Source organism: Hymenobacter radiodurans (assembly GCF_004355185.1).
Lineage (GTDB): Bacteria > Bacteroidota > Bacteroidia > Cytophagales > Hymenobacteraceae > Hymenobacter > Hymenobacter radiodurans.
This window is the reverse complement of the sequence record NZ_CP037922.1, coordinates 1,810,563-1,833,777: the sequence shown is the minus strand read 5'-3', so window position 1 is coordinate 1,833,777 and position 23,215 is coordinate 1,810,563. Positions and strand designations below refer to the sequence as shown.

The following is a 23,215-nucleotide window of genomic DNA, read 5'->3' as shown; positions in this document are numbered from 1 at the left end:
TTGAGTTTTATGGTTTGAAGTTGTTTTTCTGTTGGTTGGGGGGATTTTTTAGCAATAGTATTCGTCATGCTGAGAATTCCGCGCCTGAAGTGGCAACGAAGCATTTCGCCTGCGGTCGTTGCCAGGCTAATTGTCATCCTGAGCTTGCGAAGGACCTTATAGCAGTGGCACGACTCGTTTTGCTGCGAGAAGGTCCTTCGCAAGCTCAGGATGACAGACAAAGTGGGGGCGATAATGCGCTATACTCTGCTCTACATGACGTTATTTCTCACATCGTAAAGACCTTGTCGCGGCTATTGAGAAACTCATTCTCAATGACTTCCGAGCCCGGCTCAGTGCGCTCAAATTCGCGCAGCTTGCGGTTAAAGCCGTCGCTGTGCTTGATGATGGCGATGCGGGCGCTGCGCACAAACTCGATCAGTCCGTAGGACTGTAGCACCTTGATGAGGTTGTCGGTTTCTTCGCGGTGACCCGTGGTTTCGAATACCGTGTAGTCGCGGCGAATCACGACGGCGCGGGCACCGTATTCGCGCAACAGGCGCTCCACAGACGCTTTTTCGGCGATGACGTCAGTGGGCACTTTGTAGAGCGCCATTTCCTGCCAAATCACTTCCTGATTGGTGTTGAAGTACACTTTCAGCACTTCCACTTGCTTCTCAATCTGCTTGGCGATTTTGCGTACCACCTCTTCCGTTTCATGAATCACGATGTTGAAGCGGTGAATCCCATCGATTTCAGAGGGCGAGGTGTTCAGGCTTTCGATGTTGATTTTGCGGCGCGAGAAAATGATGGCAATGCGATTGAGCAAGCCGATCTGATTCTCGGTGTACGCCGTGATGTTGTATTCCTGCCGGTCGATGGGTTGCTCAGTCATAATTTCTGTTTTTCCTATATCCCGCTGTTAGTGAACGTCATGCCGAGCGCAGCGAAGCATCTTGCGTGCTGATGTGAGGTTAGTAATCCCATTAAACACGCGAGATGCTCCGCTCTGCATGACGGCCATTTTGGTAATTGCAGTACCAGGCCGGCCTACCGCAGCCGGATTTCGCTGACGCTGCAGCCTTGCGGCACCATGGGAAAGATGTTGTTCTCCTTAGTTACCATCACTTCCAGCAAGAAAGAGCCGGGATGCTCTAGCATCTCTTGGAGGCTGCTTTGCAGCTCTGCACGCTCCGAAACGCGTTTGCCGCTGATACTGTAGCCACTGGCCACGGTCACGTAATCGGGGCTGGCGATGTTCACGAAGGAGTAGCGCCGGTCGTGGAAAAGCTCCTGCCACTGCCGCACCATGCCCAGAAACTGGTTGTTGAGGATGATGATTTTGACGTCCACGCCGGTCTGCATAATGGTGCCCAGCTCCTGAATCGTCATCTGGATACCACCATCGCCGATGATGGCGACCACCGGGCGGTCGGGGCGACCAAACTTGGCGCCGATAGCGGCAGGCAAAGCAAACCCCATCGTACCCAGTCCGCCGCTGGTGATGTTGCTGCGTGAGTGGTTGAACTTGGCGTAGCGGCAGGCGACCATCTGGTGTTGGCCCACATCGGTCACCACAATGGCATCGCCCCGAGTCAGCTCATTTAACTGCTGAATTACTTCGCCCATGGTCAGCTCATCCGAGGTCGGAAAAAGCTCGTCCTGGATGACGGCGGCGACTTCTTCGGTCTGAAACTGCTCGAACCGCTGCCGCCATTCCGGGTGGCTTTTCGGCTCAATCAGCGCGGTGAGCAAGGGCAGCGTTTCCTTACAATCGCCCCACACGGGCACGGTGGTGGCCACGTTTTTATCAATCTCCGTGGGGTCGATGTCGAGGTGAACTACCTGGGCCTGCTTGGCATATTTGTCGAGGCGACCCGTTACCCGGTCGTCGAAGCGCATACCGATGGCAATGAGTACGTCGCACTCGTTGGTTAGCACATTGGGGCCGTAGTTGCCGTGCATGCCCAGCATGCCCACGTTTAGCGGATGATCGGTGGGCAGCGCGCTGGCGCCCAGAATAGTCCAGGCGGCTGGGATGCCGCTTTTCTCGATAAACGCGCAAAATTCCTGCTCGGCCGCTCCCAAGATTACTCCTTGGCCCCAGAGCACAAAGGGTCGCTTGGCTTGGTTGATGAGCGCAGCAGCCTGAGCCACGTATTCCGGGCGTACAATGGGCGCGGGCCGGTAGCTGCGGATGTGCGTGCAAGGCGTGTACTCCGCAAAACCAAACTGCTGCTGCTGAGCGTTTTTGGTGATATCAATTAATACCGGGCCGGGTCGGCCGCTGCGTGCCACGTAGAAAGCTTTGGCCAGCGCCTCCGGTAGTTGGCTCGCCTCCGTTACCTGATAATTCCACTTGGTAACCGGAGTCGTGATGTTGATAATATCGGTTTCCTGGAAGGCATCGGTACCCAGCAAATGCGCGAATACTTGGCCGGTGATGCACACCAGCGGCGTACTGTCGATCAAAGCATCGGCTAGGCCCGTGACGAGGTTAGTAGCGCCGGGTCCGCTGGTGGCAAACACCACCCCCACTTTGCCGGAAGCGCGTGCATAGCCCTGGGCGGCGTGAATTCCGCCCTGCTCGTGGCGCACCAGCACGTGGTTTAGCTCTTCCTTGAAGTCAAAAAGCGCGTCGTAGATGGGAATAATGGCCCCACCCGGATAGCCAAAAATGGTGTCTACACCTTCCGCCAGCAGGGCGCGCAACGTCATTTCGGCTCCCGACATGGTCTGGGGGGCTTTTTCCTGCAACAGTTGGACTGGTTCTTCCTTCGTGAACATCGTCTGGCTTATGAATCGGTGATGCACCCTTCACTGGCAGAGCCCACGGTGCGGATATACTTGCGCAGGACGCCCCGGGGGCTTTTTCGGCCGGGGGCGTCCACTGGGCCCGGCGGGCCGCCATTTCCGTTTCTTCCACCAGCACACTGATCGTATTGTTGGCGGCATCCAGCACTACCTGGTCGCCGTTGCGGACCAGCGCGATGGGGCCGCCGTCGTAGGCCTCGGGGCACACATGGCCGATAACGAAGCCGTGCGTACCGCCCGAAAAACGGCCGTCGGTGACCAGCGCTACTTTGTCGCCTAAACCCGCGCCGATGATGGCCGAGGTCGGCTTGAGCATCTCGGGCATCCCGGGCCCTCCTTTTGGTCCCACGTAGCGGATAATCACCACTTGGCCGGCCTCAACTCTCCCCTGGGTTAGTCCTTCGTTCAGCTCCTCTTCCGAATCGAACACGCGGGCCGGACCCACAAACTTGGTCCCCTCCTTACCTGTGATTTTAGCCACCGCGCCTTCCGGCGCCAGGTTCCCGTACAAGATCTGAATGTGGCCGTCGGCCTTAATAGGATTGGAGAAGGGCCGCAGCAAATCCTGCTCTTCGCCTAAGGCAGCGACGCCAGCCAGATTTTCCGCTAGGGTTTTGCCCGTTACAGTTAGTAAGTCGCCGGTCAGTAGTTTCTCATTGAGCAAGGTTTTCATCACGGCTGGCACGCCCCCCAGCGCCGACAGGTCTTCCATCAGGTACTTACCGCTGGGCTTGAGGTCGGCCAGCATGGGCACCCGGTTACTGACTTGCTGAAAATCCCGCAACGTCAGCTTCACGCCCGCCGCGTCGGCAATGGCGATGAGGTGAATAACGGCATTGGTAGAGCCCCCCAGCGCGGTAATCAGCACCATCGCGTTTTCGAAGGCTTCGCGCACCAGAATATCCCGCGGCTTAATGTCTTTTTCCAGCAGGCGCAGCAAGTACTCACCGGTGTGCAGGCATTCCTCCCGCTTGGCCGCACTTACCGCCGGCGCCGACGACGAATACGGCACCGACATGCCCAAGACTTCCGCTGCCGAGGCCATGGTGTTGGCCGTGTACATGCCCCCGCAGGCGCCCGGTCCGGGGCAGGCGTGGTTTATAATGCCCCGGTAATCTTCGTCGGAAATAGCGTTCTGTAGCTTCTTCCCATAGGCCTCAAAACACGAGACGATGTTGAGCTGCTGACCTTTAAAATTGCCCCCCTTAATGGTACCGCCATACACCATGAGCGAAGGCCGATTCAGGCGCGCCATGGCCATGAGCGAGCCGGGCATGTTTTTGTCGCAGCCCACCACGCAGGCCAGCGCATCGTAGTTGTGCGCGGCGGCCATGGCCTCAATGGAATCGGCAATTATCTCCCTCGAAACCAAGGAGTAACGCATGCCCGGCGTGCCGTTGGTAATGCCATCACTCACCCCAATCGTGTTGAATCGCAGACCCACCATGCCGTGCGCGCCCACCCCCTCCTTCACCTGATCGGCTAGGCCGTTCAGGTGCATGTTGCAGGTGTTGCCATCGAAGCCGGTGGAGCAAATACCCACGAACGGCTTGCGCAAATCGGCCTCCGACAGACCAGAGCCAATGAGCATGGCCTGAGAAGCCGGCAGGCTGTCGTCTTGGGTATAAATGCGACTGTAAGGGTTGAGAGCCATGAAAGCGGTTCTAAGCGGGAGTTATGTAGAGGAAAGTGCTGGCGCTAACGCACCAGTCACCAAAGCCTGGTAGCGGCGCGCCAACTGGGCTCCGATAGTATCTGGAAAAGGCGTCTCGAACACGACCTCGTCCACGGAAGACACGCCAATTACCTCGGCGGCGGTACCCGTCATGAAAGCGCCCGTGGCGCCCTGCAACGCGGCGGGCGTGAAGAACTTTTCGTGCACCGTAATGCCCGCCTCCCGGGCCAAATCGATGATGGTGTTGCGGGTGATGCCGCGCAGAATACTTCCGGCCGGCGCGGTAAACAGCTCCCCGTTTTTCTCAAAGAAGAAATTGGCCCCCGGCCCTTCCGCCACGTAGCCGTTCATGTCCAGCAGCAGCGCTTCGTCGTAGCCCCGGCCTTTGGCTTCGGAGCTGGCAATAATAGAGTTGACGTAATGGCCGGATATTTTGGCCTCAATCGGCACCGCTTTCGGATTGGGCCGCTCGTAGGGCGAAATGGTCAGGCGCAGGCTTTGGTCGCCGAGGTATTTGCCCCACTCCCACACGGCCATCAGCAGGTTGCTGCTGCTCGCGCATTTCAGACTCATATTGGGCATAGCAGCGTACACCAGCGGCCGGATGTACGCGTCAGTGAGGTCGTTTTTCTCCAGCAGTTGGTAGCTGATCTGAATCAGTTCCTCCACTGAATACGGCAACGGCATTCCCACGGTATTGCACGAGTACGCCAGCCGTTTGTAGTGCTCGCGCGCTTTAAAAATCTGGGAACCCTGGGGGTGTTATAGGCTCTGATACCTTCAAAAACGGCATATCCGTAGTGCAACGATTGCGCATAGACACTACAGGTAGCTTGATCGGCCTGAACAAACTCACCATCAACAAAAGCGACAGTGTTTTCCTTAAAATACATAGAAGCGGTGAATTTGAGTTAAGTGGTCAGCAGTAAAAAGCCTTCCTGAGCGCGGGGCTTAGAAAGGCTTGTTCTTGAAAAACAGAAGTAGCTCCTTCAGCCCAGCGGCAGCTGAATAATGACCAGAATGACGACCAGGACGGTAAAAAGCATGGCGGCTGGAGCGGTGGTGCTGATGCATGCAGGAAAGTGGAGCCCAACTATGCACGTAAGTTCATTTGAGTTGTCGGTCAGGACGAGCGGCTAGCGGGCAATAAGCAGGTGCTGCTTTCTGTTTAGCTTGCGATGCTACTGTGCACGTTGGTTAAGTGTCGCAGTTTGCTTGAAAGCGAGCACTGCATTGCTGTAAGCTGCACGCAAGTAGCACCGTCGGTTTAGTGGGCTAAAAACAAATTTCAGTTTAACCACTATTTCCAAATGCGACTTTTTAATATATAAACGTCTCTTTTACAGATATTTACTAAACAGCAGAATACAATGCCTAACGAAAGCCTTGACCCGGTTTTTCAGTTAATTAAGTCCTTAACCCGCTCCGAAAAGCGGCACTTTCGACTATTTACCAACCGGCAGGGCTCCAACGAGGGCTTGAAATTTCTACAGCTTTTTGATGCGCTGGATGAGCAGGCGCGCTACGACGAGGAGCGCGTGCTGACGGAAGTGCCGGCCATCAAAAAGGTGCAGCTGGCTAACCTGAAAGCCAACTTGTACAAGCAAATGCTGGCCAGCCTGCGCCTCTACCACTTAGGCCAGAACCTGGATATCCAGTTGCGCGAACAGCTTGATTACGCCCGCGTCCTCTACAATCGCGGTCTGTATCAGCAGAGCCTGAAGATGCTGGAGAAAGTGAAAGTGGCGGCACACCACGCCGAAATGCCCCACATTGCGCTGCTGGCCCTCGACTTCGAGAAGCTCATTGAGTCGCAGTATATCACGCGCAGCTTGCGTGGCAAGGCCGAGAACTTATCGGCGGAGGTACGAGACACGGTGGCCCACCTGACTCAGGAACACGAACTGTCCAACCTGTCGCTGCGCATGTACGGGCTGTATCTGAAAATCGGCCATGCCCGCAACCAGGAAGACTCCGAAAGCATCACCAAGCTTTTTCAGGAGGCCGTAGCCGGGGTTGATTTGACCGCGGGGGGCTTTTTTGAGAAGCTCTACTACTATCAGGCGCAGGTGTGGTACCACACCATCACCCAGAACTTTCGCGCCTGCTACCGCTACGCGCAAAAGTGGGTCGATCTGTTTGCTGAGTATCCGGGCCAGCAGGAGCAGCAGTTTATGCTCTACCTGAAGGGCCTGCACAACCTACTGATTTCGCTCTTCAACCTGCAGTATTACAGCAAGTTCAGCGAGGTACTCCATAACCTGGAGGCGCTGGCCAACGACCCCGACCGACGCCCGAGCCCCAACACGGATATGCTGCTGTTCCTGTACGTGTACACCAACCGCATCAATGCCTACTTCATGCGCGGGCGCTTCACCGAGGGCCTCACCATCATCCCCGAGCTACTCGACAACCTCAGTCACTTTCGCCAGCAGCTCGACCCGCACCGACGGCTGGTGTTTTACTACAAAATTGCCAGCCTGTATTTCGGTAGCGGCAACCACGATAAGGCCATCGATTACCTAACCAAAGTCATTCAGTACAAGGACGTAAGCTTACGCGAAGACATTCAGTGCTTTGCCCGTATCCTCAACCTGATTGCCCACTACGAGGCCGGCCGCGATGAGGATCTGGAGTATCAAATCAAGTCGGTGTATCGGTTTTTGGGTAAGATGAACGAGCAGCAGCAGATGCAGGTGGCCATTTTCCAGTTTCTGCGCAATCTCGGCGACGTGGCCCCTTCTCAGTTGAGGGAGGCGTTTGTGCAGCTCAAGGAGCAGCTTATTCGCATTGCCGCGAACCCTTTTGAACGACGCCCATTTCTCTACCTCGACATTATTTCCTGGCTGGAAAGTAAGATTGAAAACGTGCCCGTGCAGGAGATTATTCAGCGTAAGTTTCTACTGTTGAAATAACTATTGCCCAGCCATCAGATAGCAGTTTTGGTAGTATCAACAAAAAAGCCCCCCACGCTCTCGTGGGGGCTTTTCTTTCATATAAGCTAATTAGATGGCGTATAGCACTTTACTGGTCTTTACTATTGCACCAATAGTTTCTGTGTCCTTATATTTTTATCACTTTTCACAGTGGCTACATACAATCCTTTACGTAAAGTGTGAACAGCAATCTTATTTGTTTTACCAATCAAAGAAGATTTCAAAACTACTTTACCATTCAAATCCTGAATAATTAATTCAGAAGGCATTGAATCAAAAGTAACTGTCAGATAGTCGCTAGCGGGGTTAGGATAAATTTGAAAAACGGCATCCGCCTCTTTCGTAGAAGTACTTAAAACGACATCCGAAGAAACCAGCACATTCCCAAAAGCTACATCCAGATATTCTAACCTATTTTTCAACCAAGTATTAATATAGGTTAGTTGCGCTTCGTTTTGCTCAAATGCATTCCATGTAATTCGCTCACGCTCGTACACGTTATTATTTAAGAGATAATCGTAATCTCTCCTAAACTTAGACATGATAAATTCTTCAGTAATTACGGTTGCTCTTAGCTCAGCCCAGCGGCGATTTAGGGCAAATCGGAAGCCATTAACTGAGCGGTCTTGCATCAAACGATCATAAAACCCATTTGACAGAATATCATTTGTAACATTTATATCCCACCCTTGCCAATCAGTACCAAATACCCCGTCAAGATCCCACGGAACATAATAATATGGATCGTCAGTTTTATATTTAGCGATATAAATATTCTTACCAGTATTATCCGCAGCTCTGGATAAATTTAGAAAAATAAAATAATCGACCGCATTATTAAAACTAAACTTTTTCTGGTAGTCACGATAAAATTCCTCGCTTGGGCTATTCTTTACAAAATCTACGAAAGCGTAAATCTTAGACCAATCTGTTTCTTCTTCAGGGTGCTTATACTCAAATCCGCCCCAGAGCAAGTTTTTGTTGTCGAAGGGTGGCAAAGCAGTGAAGGTTACGGCTCCACCCCAGTTATCGCCCTTATATAACTCGCCCTTTATGCCATTGCTGTATTTTTTCAGCTTTAATTGCTTGCGGTCTACCCGTTCACTTAATGCATATACCCCTTTATATTCCTTATTCACGAAAAGCTCTACATAGACCATTTCTATGCCGTTCTTCGCTTCAGGCTCTTTGTCTTTATAATATATCTGATGAATATTCTGCCATAATTCATTTGATATCTTGCTTCTTATTCGCAATGGCTCATTATACATAGCCTGCAAATTCCATTTATTATCCGTGCGCATTTGCAACAGACGCACGTCACGATCTTCAGCAGTTATAGTATCAGTCAGGAAACCTATTTCGTATGATTTCTTTGGAAATGTTTGCGAAAATGCTCCTCTGATTTCAATATCTATTGCCGATTCAGTAACCACGCCTGTTTGCTCTGACATAGAGAAGCCAGCATAAACACTTGGGCTGTCTACTATTTCCTTCTTAGCGCCAATTTCAATTACAGGAAGCTGAGTAAAATACAGGCTATAAACTTGCTCCTCAAATTTTACCCGATAAGAGCTGTTCGTACTTAAAGATGCAATTGGCTCTATAAAACTGTATTTTTTATCAAGAACAATTTCATTAATATTTCCTTCTCCATTCGTATTAATATCTCTGATATTCTGATTGACAAGTATGAGATCTTTTTTTTCGTCAACGTGGTAGAACTTCGCAGGAACCGTGAGACTAACACTTGCTAAAGTATCTATAGTGGCAACTGCTATAAGAATAAATATACTAGTCAGGCTCTTCGTGGTAAAGCGTTTTTGCATAATCAGCTTGTGTTAAGTTCGGAAAGGGTAACGTAGGAGTATGGTTATATAACTGAACCCAGCTATTAAAAAGCATGCCAGAAAGCTGTTTAATATAATTAAAATAAGAAATCGATAGTAGTTAGGTAAGTCATTGTATTTCAAGTATATGCATAGCTTGATATTCAAATTGTCTCTTCGTGCAGCCCAATTCGTAGTTGACATTTGGTATTAAGAGCTTCACGATCAACTGTTGGTTGCATGCCGCATTTATACTGCTGGCTGCCCAAAATGCTACTATACATAGGCTTGGGCTCAATCTCTCAGGGCACAAAAAAGCAGCATGCTAACTGAGGCTATATCTAACCCCATTTAGGCATGCTGCTAACAAGCAATGTATTAGTATGCTACGGCGCGGGTTACAAGAGAGAAGTCGCTACCAAGTAACTGTACATAGTAGACCCCAGCGGGTAAAGCAGCGTCACGCTGCCACGTGAGCCGGTGCCGACCAGCTTTTACTACGCCTTGCTGTAAAGTAGTTACCTCCTGACCAAGCGTATTCAAGATTCGCACCTTCACTTCAGCAGTATTGGGCAGCGAAAATTCAATCTGGGTGGCATCCTGAAAAGGATTGGGGCTAACCGGACATAACGCAGGCACTGTGATGGGGGCCGGCCGTAATACATAGGTATCCTTGAGTTCGTGGCGCCGGGTAAAAAATTGAAACACAAGGCTATCCGGCGTGGCATTCAGGAGCATCGCCCCGTAGTTGGCAGCATAAACCGCCTGGCTTTGGGGTAAGGGCTGCTTATTAATGGCATTTACACTACGCCCACCCAAACCATTCACAAAATATGGCAACCCGTCCACCATCAAACGCTCATAGTGGTGGTCGTGGCCGGCCAATACCGCTGAGGCGCCCCACTCGCGGTAGGACCATTGCATAACTTGGGTGCTACCATGGTGGCCCGACGACGAGTATGGCGCATGATGCAGATACACTATTTTCCAGCGCGCTGAAGAAGCAGCCAACCGCTTTTTTAGCCATTGGGCCTGCACCGAGTTAGCATCTATGCCATCAGGTTCGGCAGGGTCACTATTGATGGCAAAAAGGTGCACATCGCCGCGCACAAAATCATAGTAGCGACCATTGCCGGGCAACGTAAAATAGTCTCGGTAGGGCTCGCCATTCGAAGTGTAATAGTCGTGGTTGCCCAGCGAGGGGAAAAACCGATTGGTTGAGGCACTGGGACCGTAGCGCCCTTTGTACTTATGAATATACGCGTGATAATACTGGCCAATGTTCTGATCGATGGTAGCCGAGTCGCCCAGCTCGTAGTTATTGTCGCCCAGCGTAATTATGAACTCCGGATCCCAACTTTTTACTAAATCCGCTACTTCCTTCTCAGCCCGTCCGGCATACCCATAATCGCCGATGGCCGCAAATCGTTGCCCATAACTACGCTGAGCCAGCACACAGAGGCAACAAACGAGTAGAACGCGGCGCAAAACCTCAAGAAAACGAAATGACATGAAGCTGGTATGATGTATAGTGAGGTACACGTCTGCAAAAGTACCTTCAGGTATTGAAACTAGTTTCCAGCTCTTCTATCGATCCCGCCGCATAAAATTAATTCAATTTTCTTGCCACGGTCGAGCTCAAAACACGAAAAGATAAGTTTTAGACTCTCCCGTCACATCTACGACAGGCTTAGCGCACGTCACGGCGGTGAAGGCGTTGGGGGCCAATTACTGCCGCCAGATCTGCTAAATCGTAGTAGCGCAATACCTGGGGTAGCACCAAGGAGTACCAATCCTTTCGCGTAGGCTGCGTAAGAATTTCGTGGAATGAACTGGGTAAATCACTTATTTCTAATCGGGTAATTTGAGGCGAGAGCACGGCCGCGTGTAGTGCTACTGGCGCAGCCCGCCCGTTAGCATATACCTCAATGGGCAAGGCATTGAAACGGTTATCCTGCCGGATAAAGCTTAGCACCGAGAACACATCCTCAACGCGCTGCCCCAGCAATGGCCGCCCCAAGTGCAGCGCCAGCAATGCCGGGCGGTATTCGCGGTTGTAATACTTAGGGTCGTTGAACGCCGCCGGATCGGTAGTTTCGCCGAAGCCACGCAGATCTACGAGCAGCACGGCAGCCCGCTCTTGCAGATATTGGGCAACCAGATTGGCGCTATCAGCAAGTGTAGCCTTGCCTTTGTCGGGTAGCCAGATGATGACCTTGCTGGGGGGCAAATTATTGGGTGGCATAGCCAGCAAAGCGGGTAAAGGCGGCTGTCCGGCGCGGCGCAGCAACAGCTTACGCATAGGGATACCTTTGGCCTGCACGCTGCCTTCGTCGGAAGCCTCAACAGGAGGTACGATGACCGTAGCTTCGGGCAAGGCCAATACGTGTCGGATAGCAGCCGTGAGGCTAGCATAAGTAAGGGGCTGGCGCCGAGAAGCCAGTTCCTGCGCCTGACCCAGATACTGCTCCGACAGGGTGCTCTCTTTTGGGAAGGCTGTGTTTACCTGGCCCGTCGCGGTGCAGTTCAGCTGCTCAGCCGACAGGGTAGCCAAGTCGTTTTCCGGCACCAGTTGACCATCATCGCGTAGCCAGCGCCGAAACCACGCAACAGCGACCTCCCGCTTCGGCTTAGAAATTCCATGTCCGTCGTCGTAGGTAAACAGGTTGACTCGACTCGGTTTTTCCAGCTCAGTATATACTTGCTTTAGCTCGTGATACGTAGCTTGGATACTGGCATAATCAATGAAATCATAGCGACCAGCTAGTAGCAGCAAGGGCTTGGGCGCGAACATGATAGGCCACTCAGCTATATCGAGGCCAGCTTGGCCGGCGCCGGGAATCTGTACGCAGCCATCGGCGGGGCCGGTAAGCTCCAGATTTCTCTCGCCGCTGGCTACGTAGCTGCACAGCGCAGCCACCTTCACCCGCGGATCATATCCAATGAAATAGGCAGTTTGCGTAGCGCCCCCCGAGTTGCCGATGCAGCCGATACGGTCGGGGTCGACCTCGCGGCGGGTGAGCAGGTAATCGAGGCCGCGCACATTATCCCACAGTTGAGCAGCGGGTACGCTCGTACCTACCAAGGCCGCGCCACCATTGAGCAGAGTGTGCTCAGTGGTGCCACCGCGGGTAAGCGGCTTGCCGGTGGCATCGGTAAGTTGGTATCGCTCACCCTGAGAAATCGGGTCGATGACCAGCACCACGAAGCCATTTTGAGCAAAGAGTATGGCTGTTTTCTGGTACGACTCGGTGGCTTTGGCGGTGGCTTCGTGGCCACAAAAAAGCAGTACGGCGGGCCACTTGCCTTTGCCTTTGGGCACATATAAGTTGGCCGTAACGTGGTGGCGGGGTGTGCTTTCGTAAATAATTTTCTCCACCAGGTAGCCGTCACGCTCAATTTTGCCCCCCACATGTGCTTTGAGCGGTGTACGGGTCGGCAGTGGACCTAAGAGGCGGCGGTAGCGTGCCCGAACAGTATCCTGATACGCCTGCATGGCCGCGCCCGACTTCAATGCAGCTGCAAAAGCGGCCCGGCGCTGATTGGATTGCTGATGAAGCTGCTGAACCAAATAGGTATTGAGCGTAGTGGGAGCCTTCCAGTCAATCACGTTGTAAGGCACCTGGGCGCGAGCGGCCCCGTTGAGCAGCCATCCGCACAGCACGGAAAGCAGCAAAATCCTCCCGAAGGATAGTCGATTACATTGATTGGCCACTCTTAAAGTTACCGAAAGCCAACCATTAAATAGTAAGAAAAAAGACCCGAAAACCGTCGCTTTCAAGCCTTCAAGAAAAGGGAATAATCTTCTAAAATAACAGCCGAAAAATACTGCCTGCTTCCTCCACCGATTGCACCTGAATGCTGCCCTTGTGCAAGTGCATGATCTGCTTGGCCAAACTCAGCCCAATCCCCGAACCGCTTTTGTGAGTAGTGAAAAACGGGATGAAAATACTGTCCAGCAAGTCGGCGGGAATACCGGTGCCGTTATCAATCACCTCCAGAACAACGCGCTCTTTCTCATCGGTATACGCCACGAGTTGGATTTGAGGCTGAGCGCGCTCCTTCACGGCGTGGGCAGCATTAAGCACTAAGTTGATGAGCACTTGCTCCATCAAATGACTATCGGCTTGCAAGAGCAAGTCTTGCGGCTTCACCGATAGCACCAATTCGATCTTCTCTTCAGCTAGCGAACGCGCCAGCAGGGCCTGCACACTACTAAAAAGCTCCTGCACATAAATGGTGGTCAGAAGTGGGGTGGTAATCTTGCTGAAATTGCGGTAGACCTGGGCAAAATTCAACAGGCCCTCGCTGCGGTGCTGAATGATGCCGATTCCCTCTTCTATATCATCCAGCAAGTCTAAGTCGTGCAGATAAGGGTCTGAGCCTTTGGCTTTCTCGAGCTGCACGTGGCGGCGCAAGGTATCCGCCAGAGAAGCAATGGGCGCCACCGAATTCATGATTTCGTGGGTCATCACGCGAAGCAGTTTCTGCCACGCCTCGGTTTCGGTTTCGTCGAGGGCATGACTGACATTCTTGAAGGCAATAAGCGTGAATTCGCGGCCGTGGAGCCTGAAAGACGTGGCCGATAATAATAGCTGGAGCGTTTTCTGGCCGACCGTCAATTTCACCACTACGGGGCTACCGGGGGCCAACTGCGTGATGGCGTGATAAAGATCCTCATGGCGCTTTTGGAGAGCCTGAATAGTGCGCAGATAGGGCAGTTCCAGTGTCTGCTTAAACGACTCATTCATCCATTCCACGTGGCCTTCATCGTCGTAGGATATAATGCCAGTATCAATCAGTTCTAGTACCGTTTGTAGGTACGTAAACTGAGCTTCCTTCTCGGCACTTAGCTGCCGAAAAGTGGTATTGAGTTGATTGAAGGCCGAATACAATTGCCTCAAGGCTGGGTTGGCGTGCGCTTCATTGAAGTGTTGTGAAAAGTCGCGGTACCGCACGGCCAGCAGGAAATTAGCCAACTCCTTGTTGCTGCGCGTCACGTAGCGGGTCAACTCTAGCACTAGCACAACTACCAGCAAGCCGGCAAAAACTACCGGCGCATAAGTGCCCCGGTGCCCGTAATGCACCGCTGCGTACAGCAAAACCAGGATGCCCAGCAGCCGGAAGAAAATACCGATTTCGAGCCGTTTAAAGGTCATGCTTTTCCAGACGGCGGTAGAGGGCGGTGCGGGTAAGGCCGAGCTCTTTGGCCGCCTTGGTAATGTTTCCATTGTGGCGCTCAATTACCCGCAGAATCGTGTTCTTCTCAATCTCATTCAGCTGCAACGGGCCATCGGCGAAATCCGGCAGAAATTGCCCCCCAGCGGTTCGTGGCGTTTCCATCGCGGAGAAGCTAAAGTCTTGAGGGCGTAGCACCTGCCCTTCGGCTAATATGACGGCGCGCTCCACAGCGTGTTGCAGTTCGCGAATGTTGCCGGGCCAACGATGCTGCTGAAGTTTCTTGAGCGTAGCCGGCTCAAATTCGGGGCGAGGCTTGTGGTTGCGCGCCGCATACAAGCCCGCAAAATGCTGGGCCAGCATGAGTATATCGTCGCCGCGGTCACGCAGGGGGGCAAGGTTATTTCGACCGTGTTGATACGGTAAATCAAGTCTTTCCGAAACTGATTCTTGGCGGCCAGCTCATAAATTGGCACGTTGGTGGCCGATATGAGCCGTATGTCGATAGGCACGGGCGTATTGCTGCCCAGCGGAATCACCTGCCGATTTTGCAGAGCGGTCAGCAGCTTGGCCTGCTGGGGCAGCGAGATATTGCCGATTTCGTCCAGAAATAATGTGCCCGTAGAAGCCGCGGCGAACCGCCCTACCCTATCGTCTTTGGCATCGGTGAACGAGCCTTTTTTGTGACCAAAAAGCTCACTTTCAAAAATGCCTTCGCTCATAGCCGCCAGATCGGCGGTGATAAAGGGCTTACTAGCGCGAAACGAGCGCTGATGTAGCGCCTTGGCAGCTAGTTCTTTACCAGTGCCATTTTCACCTAATAGCAGCACGTTGGCCTCCGTGGGCGCCACTTTCTCGATAGTGTGAAATAGCTCCTGCATGGGCTCCGAGTTGCCCAGCATAGTTATGTCGGCGAAGGAGCCGGGACGCTTGGGCGCTTGGGGCAGCGAACTGGTCTTGGTGGCTTTGTGCCGCAGGGTAGCGTGCAGAGTCTCCAGGAATTTCTCGTTGTGCCAGGGCTTCACAATGAAATCGGTGGCGCCGGCTTTCAAGGAGCGTACGGCCGTGCTGATTTCGCCGTGGGCGGTGATCATAATTACGGTGGCGTCCTTATCGCGCTCCAGGATGCGGCTCAGCCAATACAAGCCTTCGTTTCCGGTACCCACATTGCTTTTGAAGTTCATGTCTAGGAAGATGACATCGAACGACTGACGGCTCAGCACGGAAAGCAGGTTTTCCGGATTCCGTTCCGTCACTACTTCCTGCACCTCAGTTTTGAGCAGCAGCTTAACCGCGAACAGTACATCACGGTCGTCATCTACTACCAGAACGCGCGCCTTATTGGAAGCCATGGAAACTACTACAATAGAAGATGAAAGAACCGGCCTACCGATTCAGAATGCTAAGTACCCAATTGCCTACCATAAACTATACTAAATAATAAAATCTCCTTTTCTAGCCTGCTAAGCGCGTTTTTGTTGGCCATGCCTGCCAAGTTGTATCACTACCGCACACTTGGTTGTATCGAAAGCGAACAGTTCAAGAGGTTACAGGAGAAATGTGTTATACAACTATTTTATAATCAACAACTTAATTAGCTGGCATTATCCTTACTAGTACAGACAACAACGCCTTTACCGAGGCATTCTAAAGCATTTAAACAGTCGCATGGACGTTCCAATTCAAAAGAAAACCTGGACACTTCGCAAGCTGCTGCTTTCCGGCGGAATTGTGGTGGTGCTGGCGTTACTGGCGGCGAGCTACTTCTCCACGACGGGCTCCAGCAAGCTCAACGTCGATCCGGAGCGCATCACCATCAGTGAAGTGACTCGGGGGGCTTTTCAGGAGTTTATTCCGATTGACGGCACCGTGATGCCCATCAAAACCATCTATCTGGACGCCACCGAAGGCGGCACCGTGAAGCGGGTACTAGTGGAAGATGGGGCGACGCTCACGCCCGGCCAGCCGATTTTGGAGCTTACCAACACGGACTTGCAGCTGGAAATGGTGAACCGCGAAACAGCCGTGTTTGACCTAATGAATAACCTGCAGAACACGCGCAACCTGATGCAGCAAAACCGCATTCAGCAGCTCAATCAGTTCGCGGATATTGAGTTTCGGCTCAAGGAAGCCAAGCGGATTTATGAGCTGAATAAGTCGCTGTACGAGCAGAAGGTTATATCGCGCCAAGAGTTTACGGAGAGCCAGAATAACTACCAATATCAGGTGCGCAAGCGGCAGCTAACTAACCAAACTTTGCAGCAGGATTCGGTGGCTATGCGCCAGCAAGTCAATCAGATGCAGGAGTCGGTGGGGCGCATGCAAAGCAACCTTGCGCTCATGCACAAGAAGATGGATGACTTGACTATCAAAGCGCCCGTAGCGGGTCGTATTACGTCACTGAACGCGGAAGTGGGCGAATCGATTGCGCCGGGGCAGCGCATTGGGCAGTTGGATATGCTCAACGGCTTGAAAGTGCGCGCTAACATCGACGAGTATTATATCTCGCGCATTTTTCCGGGTCAGAAAGGCGAGTTTATGCACGACGGTAAACGCTATGAGCTCAGCGTCAAAAAGATATTTACGCAGGTAAATAAAGGTCTGCAGGTAGATCTGGAATTCGTGGGAAATGCCCCCCAGAGCATTCGTCGCGGCCAGACGCTGCAGGTGCGGTTATCCCTGAGCGACCAAACCCAGGCGGTGCGCGTAGCCAAGGGTGGATTCAACCAGAAAACCGGCGGCAACTGGATTTTCAAAGTCAATGAGGACGGCACCAAAGCCTACCGAACCGACATCCGCCTGGGGCGCCAAAACCCGGACTATTTCGAAGTACTCGAAGGCCTAAAGCCCGGCGATAAAGTAGTGACTTCCAGCTATGAAGGCTACGAGGACATGGGCGAGTTGGTACTCAAAGACAAGGAGGAATAAAAGCCCCCAGCAGCGCACAAGCATAGAAAAACAACGTCAAAGCAACAAGCATAAACCAGCTCAACCCCCAGCCTTATGATTCAGATTGAAAACCTCGAAAAAGTGTACCGCACGGAGGAAGTTGAAACCAAAGCGCTCAACAAAGTTTCCCTCGTGGTGAACGAGGGGGAGTTTGTGGCCATCATGGGGCCGTCGGGGTGCGGAAAGTCTACTTTACTCAATATCATCGGGTTGCTGGATGAGCCCGACGGTGGCAGCATTAAGTTCGCCGGGACGGAAATAGCCCATTACAACGAGCGGAAGCGGGCTGATCTGCGCAAGCGTAACCTGGGGTTTGTCTTCCAGAGCTTCAACCTGATTGAGGAGCTCACGGTGCTGGAAAACGTAGAATTGCCGCTGATTTATCTGGGTGTGGGCGCGGCGGAGCGTAAGGAGAAAGTGGAAAAGGTGCTGGAGAAAATGCAGATCATGCACCGCCGTAACCACTTTCCGCAGCAGCTCTCGGGTGGTCAGCAGCAGCGCGTGGCAGTGGCCCGAGCCGTCATAAATGCCCCCGCCTGATTCTGGCCGACGAGCCGACGGGTAACCTCGATTCGAGCAACGGCAACGAGGTAATGGAGCTGCTCACGGAGCTCAATGAGGCCGGTACTACCATCATCATGGTGACCCACTCCGAACACGATGCCCGCTACGCCCACCGCGTCATTCGGCTGCTCGATGGCGAAGTAGTGATGGAGAATGTGCACAAGCAGTTTACCACCTGATATACAAGTCCTTCAAGGTAGCATTCTGACAATATTCATCCTTACTACTCGGCGGCATGATTTGGCATTCTCTACTTCTCATTTACCGCAACTTTCAGCGGTTCAAAACCACCTTTTTGATCAACCTGATTGGCTTATCAACGGGGTTGGCGTGTGCCTTAGCAGTGTATCTGTGGGCAAATGATGAAATGAGTTTTGACAAATATCATGAGAATGACAGCCGGCTTTTCCGAGTGATGGAAAACCAGCGCACCAATCAGGGAATAAATACCAGTTGGGGCACTCATCCGCTCCTGGCTGAGTCACTGATGGACGAGATGCCGGAAATTGAGTATGCCGCCGCCGTTACGCCACCCAGCTTCTTCCCCAAGTTCACACTGGTGAGCAAAGACAAGAATATTCAAGCCGACGGGAAATACGCCGCCAAAGACTTCTTCAACATTTTCACTTATCCGCTTATTCAAGGCAACGCCAACCAGGTACTAGCAGACAAGAGCGCCATTGTTCTTTCCGAGGCTACTGCTACTGCCTTGTTCGGAAGCCCCAAAAATGCCGTCGGAAAGTCAGTTGAATGGCAATTGGCAGATCTTAAGCAAACCTGCATTGTCTCGGGGGTGTTCGACCCTATTCCGGCTAATTCTTCCGAGCAATTTGATTTCGTGCTGACCTTCGACTCCTTCAAGGATATCATGAAGATGGGGCAGCAGATAACGTGGGAAGATATGGGTCCTTTTCATACCTACATCGTGCTGCAGCAAGGCGCTAACGCAGCCAACTTTGAAAGCAAGATTGCAGGGCTGCTGGAGCACAAAAGCGCTAAGAATAAGAATCGCACGCTGTTTATAGAGCCTTACTCTGCTAAGTACCTGTACGGTGAATATGAAAATGGCGTCCGGGCGGGCGGACGCATTGAGTACGTGAAGATGTTTTCTGGAATTGCCCTTTTCGTGCTGCTTATTGCCTGCATCAATTTCATGAACCTCACTACTGCCAAGGCCACGCGCCGAGTAAAGGAAATTGGGGTGAGAAAAACATTGGGAGCCACTCGGCTTACGTTGGTCATACACTTCCTAGCCGAGTCCGTGCTGATGGCCTTTCTGGCCTTGTTTGTGGCCGTTACGATAGTACAGATCGTACTCCCGCAGTTCAATGAAATAACGGGCAAGCAGTTGGCCCTTGAACTGAAGCCCAACATCATCGGCGCCTTTCTGGGAATCACTTTTTTGACGGGATTGCTGGCGGGCAGCTATCCAGCTTTTTACTTATCAGGGTTTAAGCCGGCTGCGGTATTCAGAGGTACGCTCATTAGCTCCATAGCCGACTTATGGACACGCAAGGCCTTGGTGGTGTTCCAGTTTGCGCTGTCGGTGCTCTTCATCGTTTGCGTGTTGGTAGTACATCAGCAGATAGCTTATGTGCAGAATAAAAGCCTTGGCTATGATAAGAGCAATATCATTTCTTTCGAAACGGCGGGAAAATCTGCTCAGCAACCCGCTGCATTTCTTGCCGAGATAAAGCGGATACCAGGAGTGGCAAATGCTTCGGGTATGTGGGGCTTCTTCGTGAGAGTAGGCCCCAGCGAGTCGGGGGGTCCACAACTGGAGTGGGAGGGCAGAAAAATATCCGTGAACAACCTAGCCGTGAATTATGACATGCTGGAAACGCTAGGTATCCAGATCAAGGCAGGCCGTAGCTTTTCCCGGCAGTTTCGCTCCGACAGCACCAAGATTATTGTCAATGAAGCGTTGGTAGCCAGTTTGGGTATGCAAGATCCAGTGGGCAAAGTCCTGGGCAAGGCGCAGATTGTGGGCGTTGTGAAAGACTTTCACTACGAGTCGCTCCACGAAAAAGTAGAGCCATTCATCTTCCGTTTGGAGCCGCAGGCGGCTGGCACTGTACTAATTAAACTCACTCCCGGCCGCGAGCAGGAAACTATCAAAGCTATTCAGCAATTCTACGAGCAATTTAACCCTGGGCTTACCTTCGATTATCAATTTCTAGATGCCGCTTACCAAGCGCAATATGCTTCTGAGAGGCGCGTGGCGGTGCTCTCCCGCTACTTCGCTGGGCTGGCTATTGTTATCTCCTGCTTTGGTCTGTTGGGCTTAACGGCTTTCGCGGCAGAAAAGAGGCGCAAGGAAATTGGTATGCGCAAGGTGTTAGGGGCCAGCGAATTGAGCATAGTATATCTGCTATCAAGCGACCTTACAAAACTAGTAGTTGTGGCTATTGGTGTAGCTCTACCTATCAGCTACCTAGTAGTAAGTCAGTGGCTTAACAGCTTCGAGTACCGGATAGAGCTAGAGTTCTGGTATTTCCTAGGAGCTGGATTGCTGGCCTTGCTGGTTGCCTGGCTCACTGTTGGGACGCAAGCTGTACGCGCGGCTAGAGTGAACCCGGTCCTCTGCCTACGCGACGAATAATAAGGGCGCAGTGCACTCCATCTGCTTTTGAAGTAGCTACTCGACCGGATTACCGTTCGGTGTCCGCTACGGCTAAAAACCACCCTTTGCTGTTGAATTCAATCGGGTCTTTTAGGTCCCGCTACACCTTCACCACTTCTTGCCATGCTTAAGAATTACTTAAACGTTGCTTACCGCAACCTTATCCGGCACAAGGGCTTTTCGTTTCTCAATATCGCTGGCTTGGCCCTGGGCGTCACGGCTTGCCTGCTGATTGGCTTGTTCGTGTACGACGAACTGCAATATGACAAGTTCGTGCCCAACGGCGACCGGATTTATCGGGTCTATACCCAGCAGACGGGAGCCCAAGCGCCCGACAGGCACAGCTCCGTGTCGCCTATGTTTGCTACTGTCCTAAAGCAGGAGTTTCCGGAGGTGGAGCAAACCATGCGCATCCTAATGACGGGCACTAGCCTCAACCTATTGGAAGTCGGCGAGAAGAAGATCTACATAGAAAACGGGCTCTTTGCGGACTCCACTTTTTTTGGGGTTTTTCAGTTGCCCTTCAAATATGGTTCGGCCGCCCATGCCTTGGATGCGCCCACATCGGTGGTGTTGGCTGAGGATGTGGCTTTACGCTTTTTTGGGAATGTAAATCCGGTTGGTAAAGAGCTTAAAATTAGCAAATCGACTTTTTTGGTAACCGGCGTGCTGGAAAATAGTCTGTCCAAGTTCCATTTAAAGATTAACTATATCGTCCCGCTGGCGGCAGCGCAACTGCCTAAGAAGCGCATGGGAAACTGGGGCTGGCAGCAGTTTTATACTTACGTTAAGCTGAAGCCCGGCGCCGATGCAAACCAAACGCAAGCGAAGCTGCAAAACTACCTCGTGCAGAAGGTGCAGCCCACGCTCAGCGAAGAGGATCGGCTAACGTCTGTGCCCTACTTGCAGCCTTTATTCGAGGCGCACCTATATTCTTCGAGCTTCAAATACGATCCGGGGGTGAAAGGCAACATCACCTATGTGAAAGCCCTGAGCATCATCGCCGCATTCATTCTTCTGATCGCCGGCTTCAACTTTGTGAACTTGGCCACGGCCAAGTCTATGCAAAGAGCCAAGGAAGTAGGCATCCGCAAAACAATTGGAGCCAGTCAGCAGCAGCTGATGCTCCAGTTTCTGACCGAAACCGTGCTCCTCACGCTGGTGAGCGTGGTGCTGGCTACGGTGCTCACGGCGCTGTTGCTACCTCCACTGAACACCTTTACGGATAAAAGCATGACGTTTAACTTGCTCAGTAATCCTGCGCTGCTGGGCCTACTGGTGTTATTGACTGTGGTGGTAGGACTGGTAGCGGGCTTTTATCCGGCGCTAGTGTTGTCTAGCTTTCAGCCGGTGAAGGTGCTGAAAAGCGCAGTGGTTACAGAGGGCATCTTTGGCCGGGTGCAGTGGCTGCGTCACGGGCTGATTGTGGTCCAATTCGCCTTGTCGGTATTTCTGATTATCTGCGCCTTGGTGGTATTCAAGCAGGTGTCGTACCTACACAATAAGGACCTGGGCTTCAACCGTGATCAAATCATGTTCTTTCCCATGCGCGGCGAGAACATGAGCAAGCAGTACGAAACCTTCAAAAACGAACTGCAGCAAGTACCCGGCGTGGTGTCAACCAGCATCGGCTACGGCTTCCCCGGCGACCAGGTGGCTGGTGATGGTCTCATCGTGCCCACCAACGGCGAGATGAAAGAACATTCGGCCACGCAGCTGATGGTGGACTACGATTACATTAAAACCCTGGGGCTGCAACTGGTCACGGGCCGCGATTTTTCTAAAGAGCTGAGCGACGACAAGGATCACGCCTTCATTATCAACGAAACGGCGGTGAAAGAATTCGGCTTTGGCACCCCACAGCAGGCTATCGGCCAAACAGTAAAATGGCGCGTGTGGAGCGACACGAATCCCGATTCATTGAAAGCAGGTAAGATCATCGGCGTGGTAAAAGACTTCCACTACAAGAGCTTGTACGACAAACTGGAGCCAGCTGTGCTCCAAATATTCCCAGGTGCTTACTGGAAAGTGGCCGTGAAGATGAAGGGTGAAAACATCGGCAGCTCGATAGAAGGGGTAAAACAGGTGTGGGCCAAGTTCAGCCCTGACAGTCCCATCGAGTACCGGTTTCTAGACGAAAATTTCGACAAAATGTATCAGTCAGAAGACAAACTGCAGACGCTGCTGTGGGTATTTACCGGTGTGGCCATTTTTGTAGCTTGCCTGGGGTTGTACGGTCTGGCTGCCTACGCAGCGGAGCGCCGCAAAAAGGAAATCGGCATCCGGAAAGTGCTGGGCGCCGATGTATCGACCATTGTGGGTCTGCTGTCTAAAGAGTTCGTAAAGCTGGTGGTTGTGGCGGCTGTCATTGCCTTCCCCGTTGCTTGGCTGGTGATGCGCAACTGGCTGCAGGACTTTGCTTACCGCATCGATATTCCGCTGTGGGCCTTTGTGGCGGCCGGGGTGGCGGCGGCCCTGATTGCTTTCCTGACCATTAGCTATCAGGCTATAAAGGCGGCGACCATCAACCCGATCAAAAACCTGCGCACCGAGTAAGCTTAAACGAATTAAACTGTAAAGGCTCTTGGCAAATGCTCTCTGGGGCTTTTCCAAGAGCCTTTCGTGTGTAAAAGAAGTACGAATTCCATTTGATTGGGTGAACTTGCAG

General features: G+C 52.3%; 12 protein-coding genes and 2 pseudogenes. 5 read left to right on the top strand and 9 right to left on the bottom strand.

Annotated features, from left to right (window positions below):
- Positions 1-268 precede the first annotated feature (268 nt).
- The 4 genes from ilvN to EPD59_RS08780 all read right to left on the bottom strand — a co-directional run bounded on the left by ilvN (position 269) and on the right by EPD59_RS08780 (position 5,161).
- The gene (gene ilvN / locus EPD59_RS08795; RefSeq protein WP_133272450.1) at positions 269-874 is read right to left on the bottom strand and encodes an acetolactate synthase small subunit; all 606 of its coding nucleotides are present in this window, start codon (positions 872-874) and stop codon (positions 269-271) included.
- 155 nt (positions 875-1,029) lie between these two features.
- Entirely contained in the window at positions 1,030-2,712 is a 1,683-nt protein-coding gene (gene ilvB / locus EPD59_RS08790; protein ID WP_240731728.1) for a biosynthetic-type acetolactate synthase large subunit, read from the bottom strand.
- Positions 2,606-4,447, bottom strand: coding sequence for a dihydroxy-acid dehydratase (gene ilvD, locus EPD59_RS08785; RefSeq protein WP_317128498.1), 1,842 nt, complete (start codon positions 4,445-4,447; stop codon positions 2,606-2,608). Before ilvD ends, ilvB begins: the two co-directional genes overlap by 107 nt.
- Positions 4,448-4,468: 21 nt before the next feature.
- A complete protein-coding gene (locus EPD59_RS08780) occupies positions 4,469-5,161 on the bottom strand; it encodes an aminotransferase class IV (protein WP_394347218.1) in 693 nt (230 codons plus the stop codon).
- 677 nt (positions 5,162-5,838) lie between these two features.
- Between EPD59_RS08780 and EPD59_RS08775 the strand changes: the two genes are divergently transcribed.
- Entirely contained in the window at positions 5,839-7,383 is a 1,545-nt protein-coding gene (locus EPD59_RS08775) for a hypothetical protein (protein WP_133272449.1), read from the top strand.
- Between the two features lie 122 nt (positions 7,384-7,505).
- Here the strand turns inward: EPD59_RS08775 and EPD59_RS08770 are convergent, their stop codons facing one another.
- The 5 genes and pseudogenes from EPD59_RS08770 to EPD59_RS08750 form a co-directional block, all read right to left on the bottom strand.
- Positions 7,506-9,233 carry a CotH kinase family protein gene (locus EPD59_RS08770; protein ID WP_133272448.1) on the bottom strand — a complete coding sequence of 576 codons (1,728 nt, stop codon included), beginning with the start codon at positions 9,231-9,233 and terminating at the stop codon, positions 7,506-7,508.
- A 378-nt stretch (positions 9,234-9,611) separates the two neighbouring features.
- The gene (locus EPD59_RS08765; protein WP_133272447.1) at positions 9,612-10,745 is read right to left on the bottom strand and encodes a metallophosphoesterase; all 1,134 of its coding nucleotides are present in this window, start codon (positions 10,743-10,745) and stop codon (positions 9,612-9,614) included.
- Between the two features lie 178 nt (positions 10,746-10,923).
- The gene (locus EPD59_RS08760) at positions 10,924-12,909 is read right to left on the bottom strand and encodes an alpha/beta hydrolase family protein (protein ID WP_133272446.1); all 1,986 of its coding nucleotides are present in this window, start codon (positions 12,907-12,909) and stop codon (positions 10,924-10,926) included.
- Positions 12,910-13,039: 130 nt separating this feature from the next.
- Complete coding sequence (locus tag EPD59_RS08755) at positions 13,040-14,392, bottom strand: sensor histidine kinase (RefSeq protein WP_165963525.1); 1,353 nt, start codon at positions 14,390-14,392, stop codon at positions 13,040-13,042.
- Positions 14,382-15,763: pseudogene (locus EPD59_RS08750) on the bottom strand (sigma-54-dependent transcriptional regulator). The gene EPD59_RS08755 and the pseudogene EPD59_RS08750 overlap by 11 nt, the downstream one beginning before the upstream one ends.
- A gap of 316 nt (positions 15,764-16,079) precedes the next feature.
- Between EPD59_RS08750 and EPD59_RS08745 the strand changes: the two are divergent.
- The 4 genes and pseudogenes from EPD59_RS08745 (at position 16,080) to EPD59_RS08730 (ending at position 23,103) form a co-directional block, all read left to right on the top strand.
- Entirely contained in the window at positions 16,080-17,339 is a 1,260-nt protein-coding gene (locus EPD59_RS08745; protein ID WP_133272444.1) for an efflux RND transporter periplasmic adaptor subunit, read from the top strand.
- A 75-nt stretch (positions 17,340-17,414) separates the two neighbouring features.
- Positions 17,415-18,103: pseudogene (locus EPD59_RS08740) on the top strand (ABC transporter ATP-binding protein).
- A 56-nt stretch (positions 18,104-18,159) separates the two neighbouring features.
- Positions 18,160-20,526 carry an ABC transporter permease gene (locus EPD59_RS08735; protein WP_133272443.1) on the top strand — a complete coding sequence of 789 codons (2,367 nt, stop codon included), beginning with the start codon at positions 18,160-18,162 and terminating at the stop codon, positions 20,524-20,526.
- Positions 20,527-20,670: 144 nt separating this feature from the next.
- A complete protein-coding gene (locus EPD59_RS08730; protein WP_133272442.1) occupies positions 20,671-23,103 on the top strand; it encodes an ABC transporter permease in 2,433 nt (810 codons plus the stop codon).
- Positions 23,104-23,215: the final 112 nt, after the last annotated feature.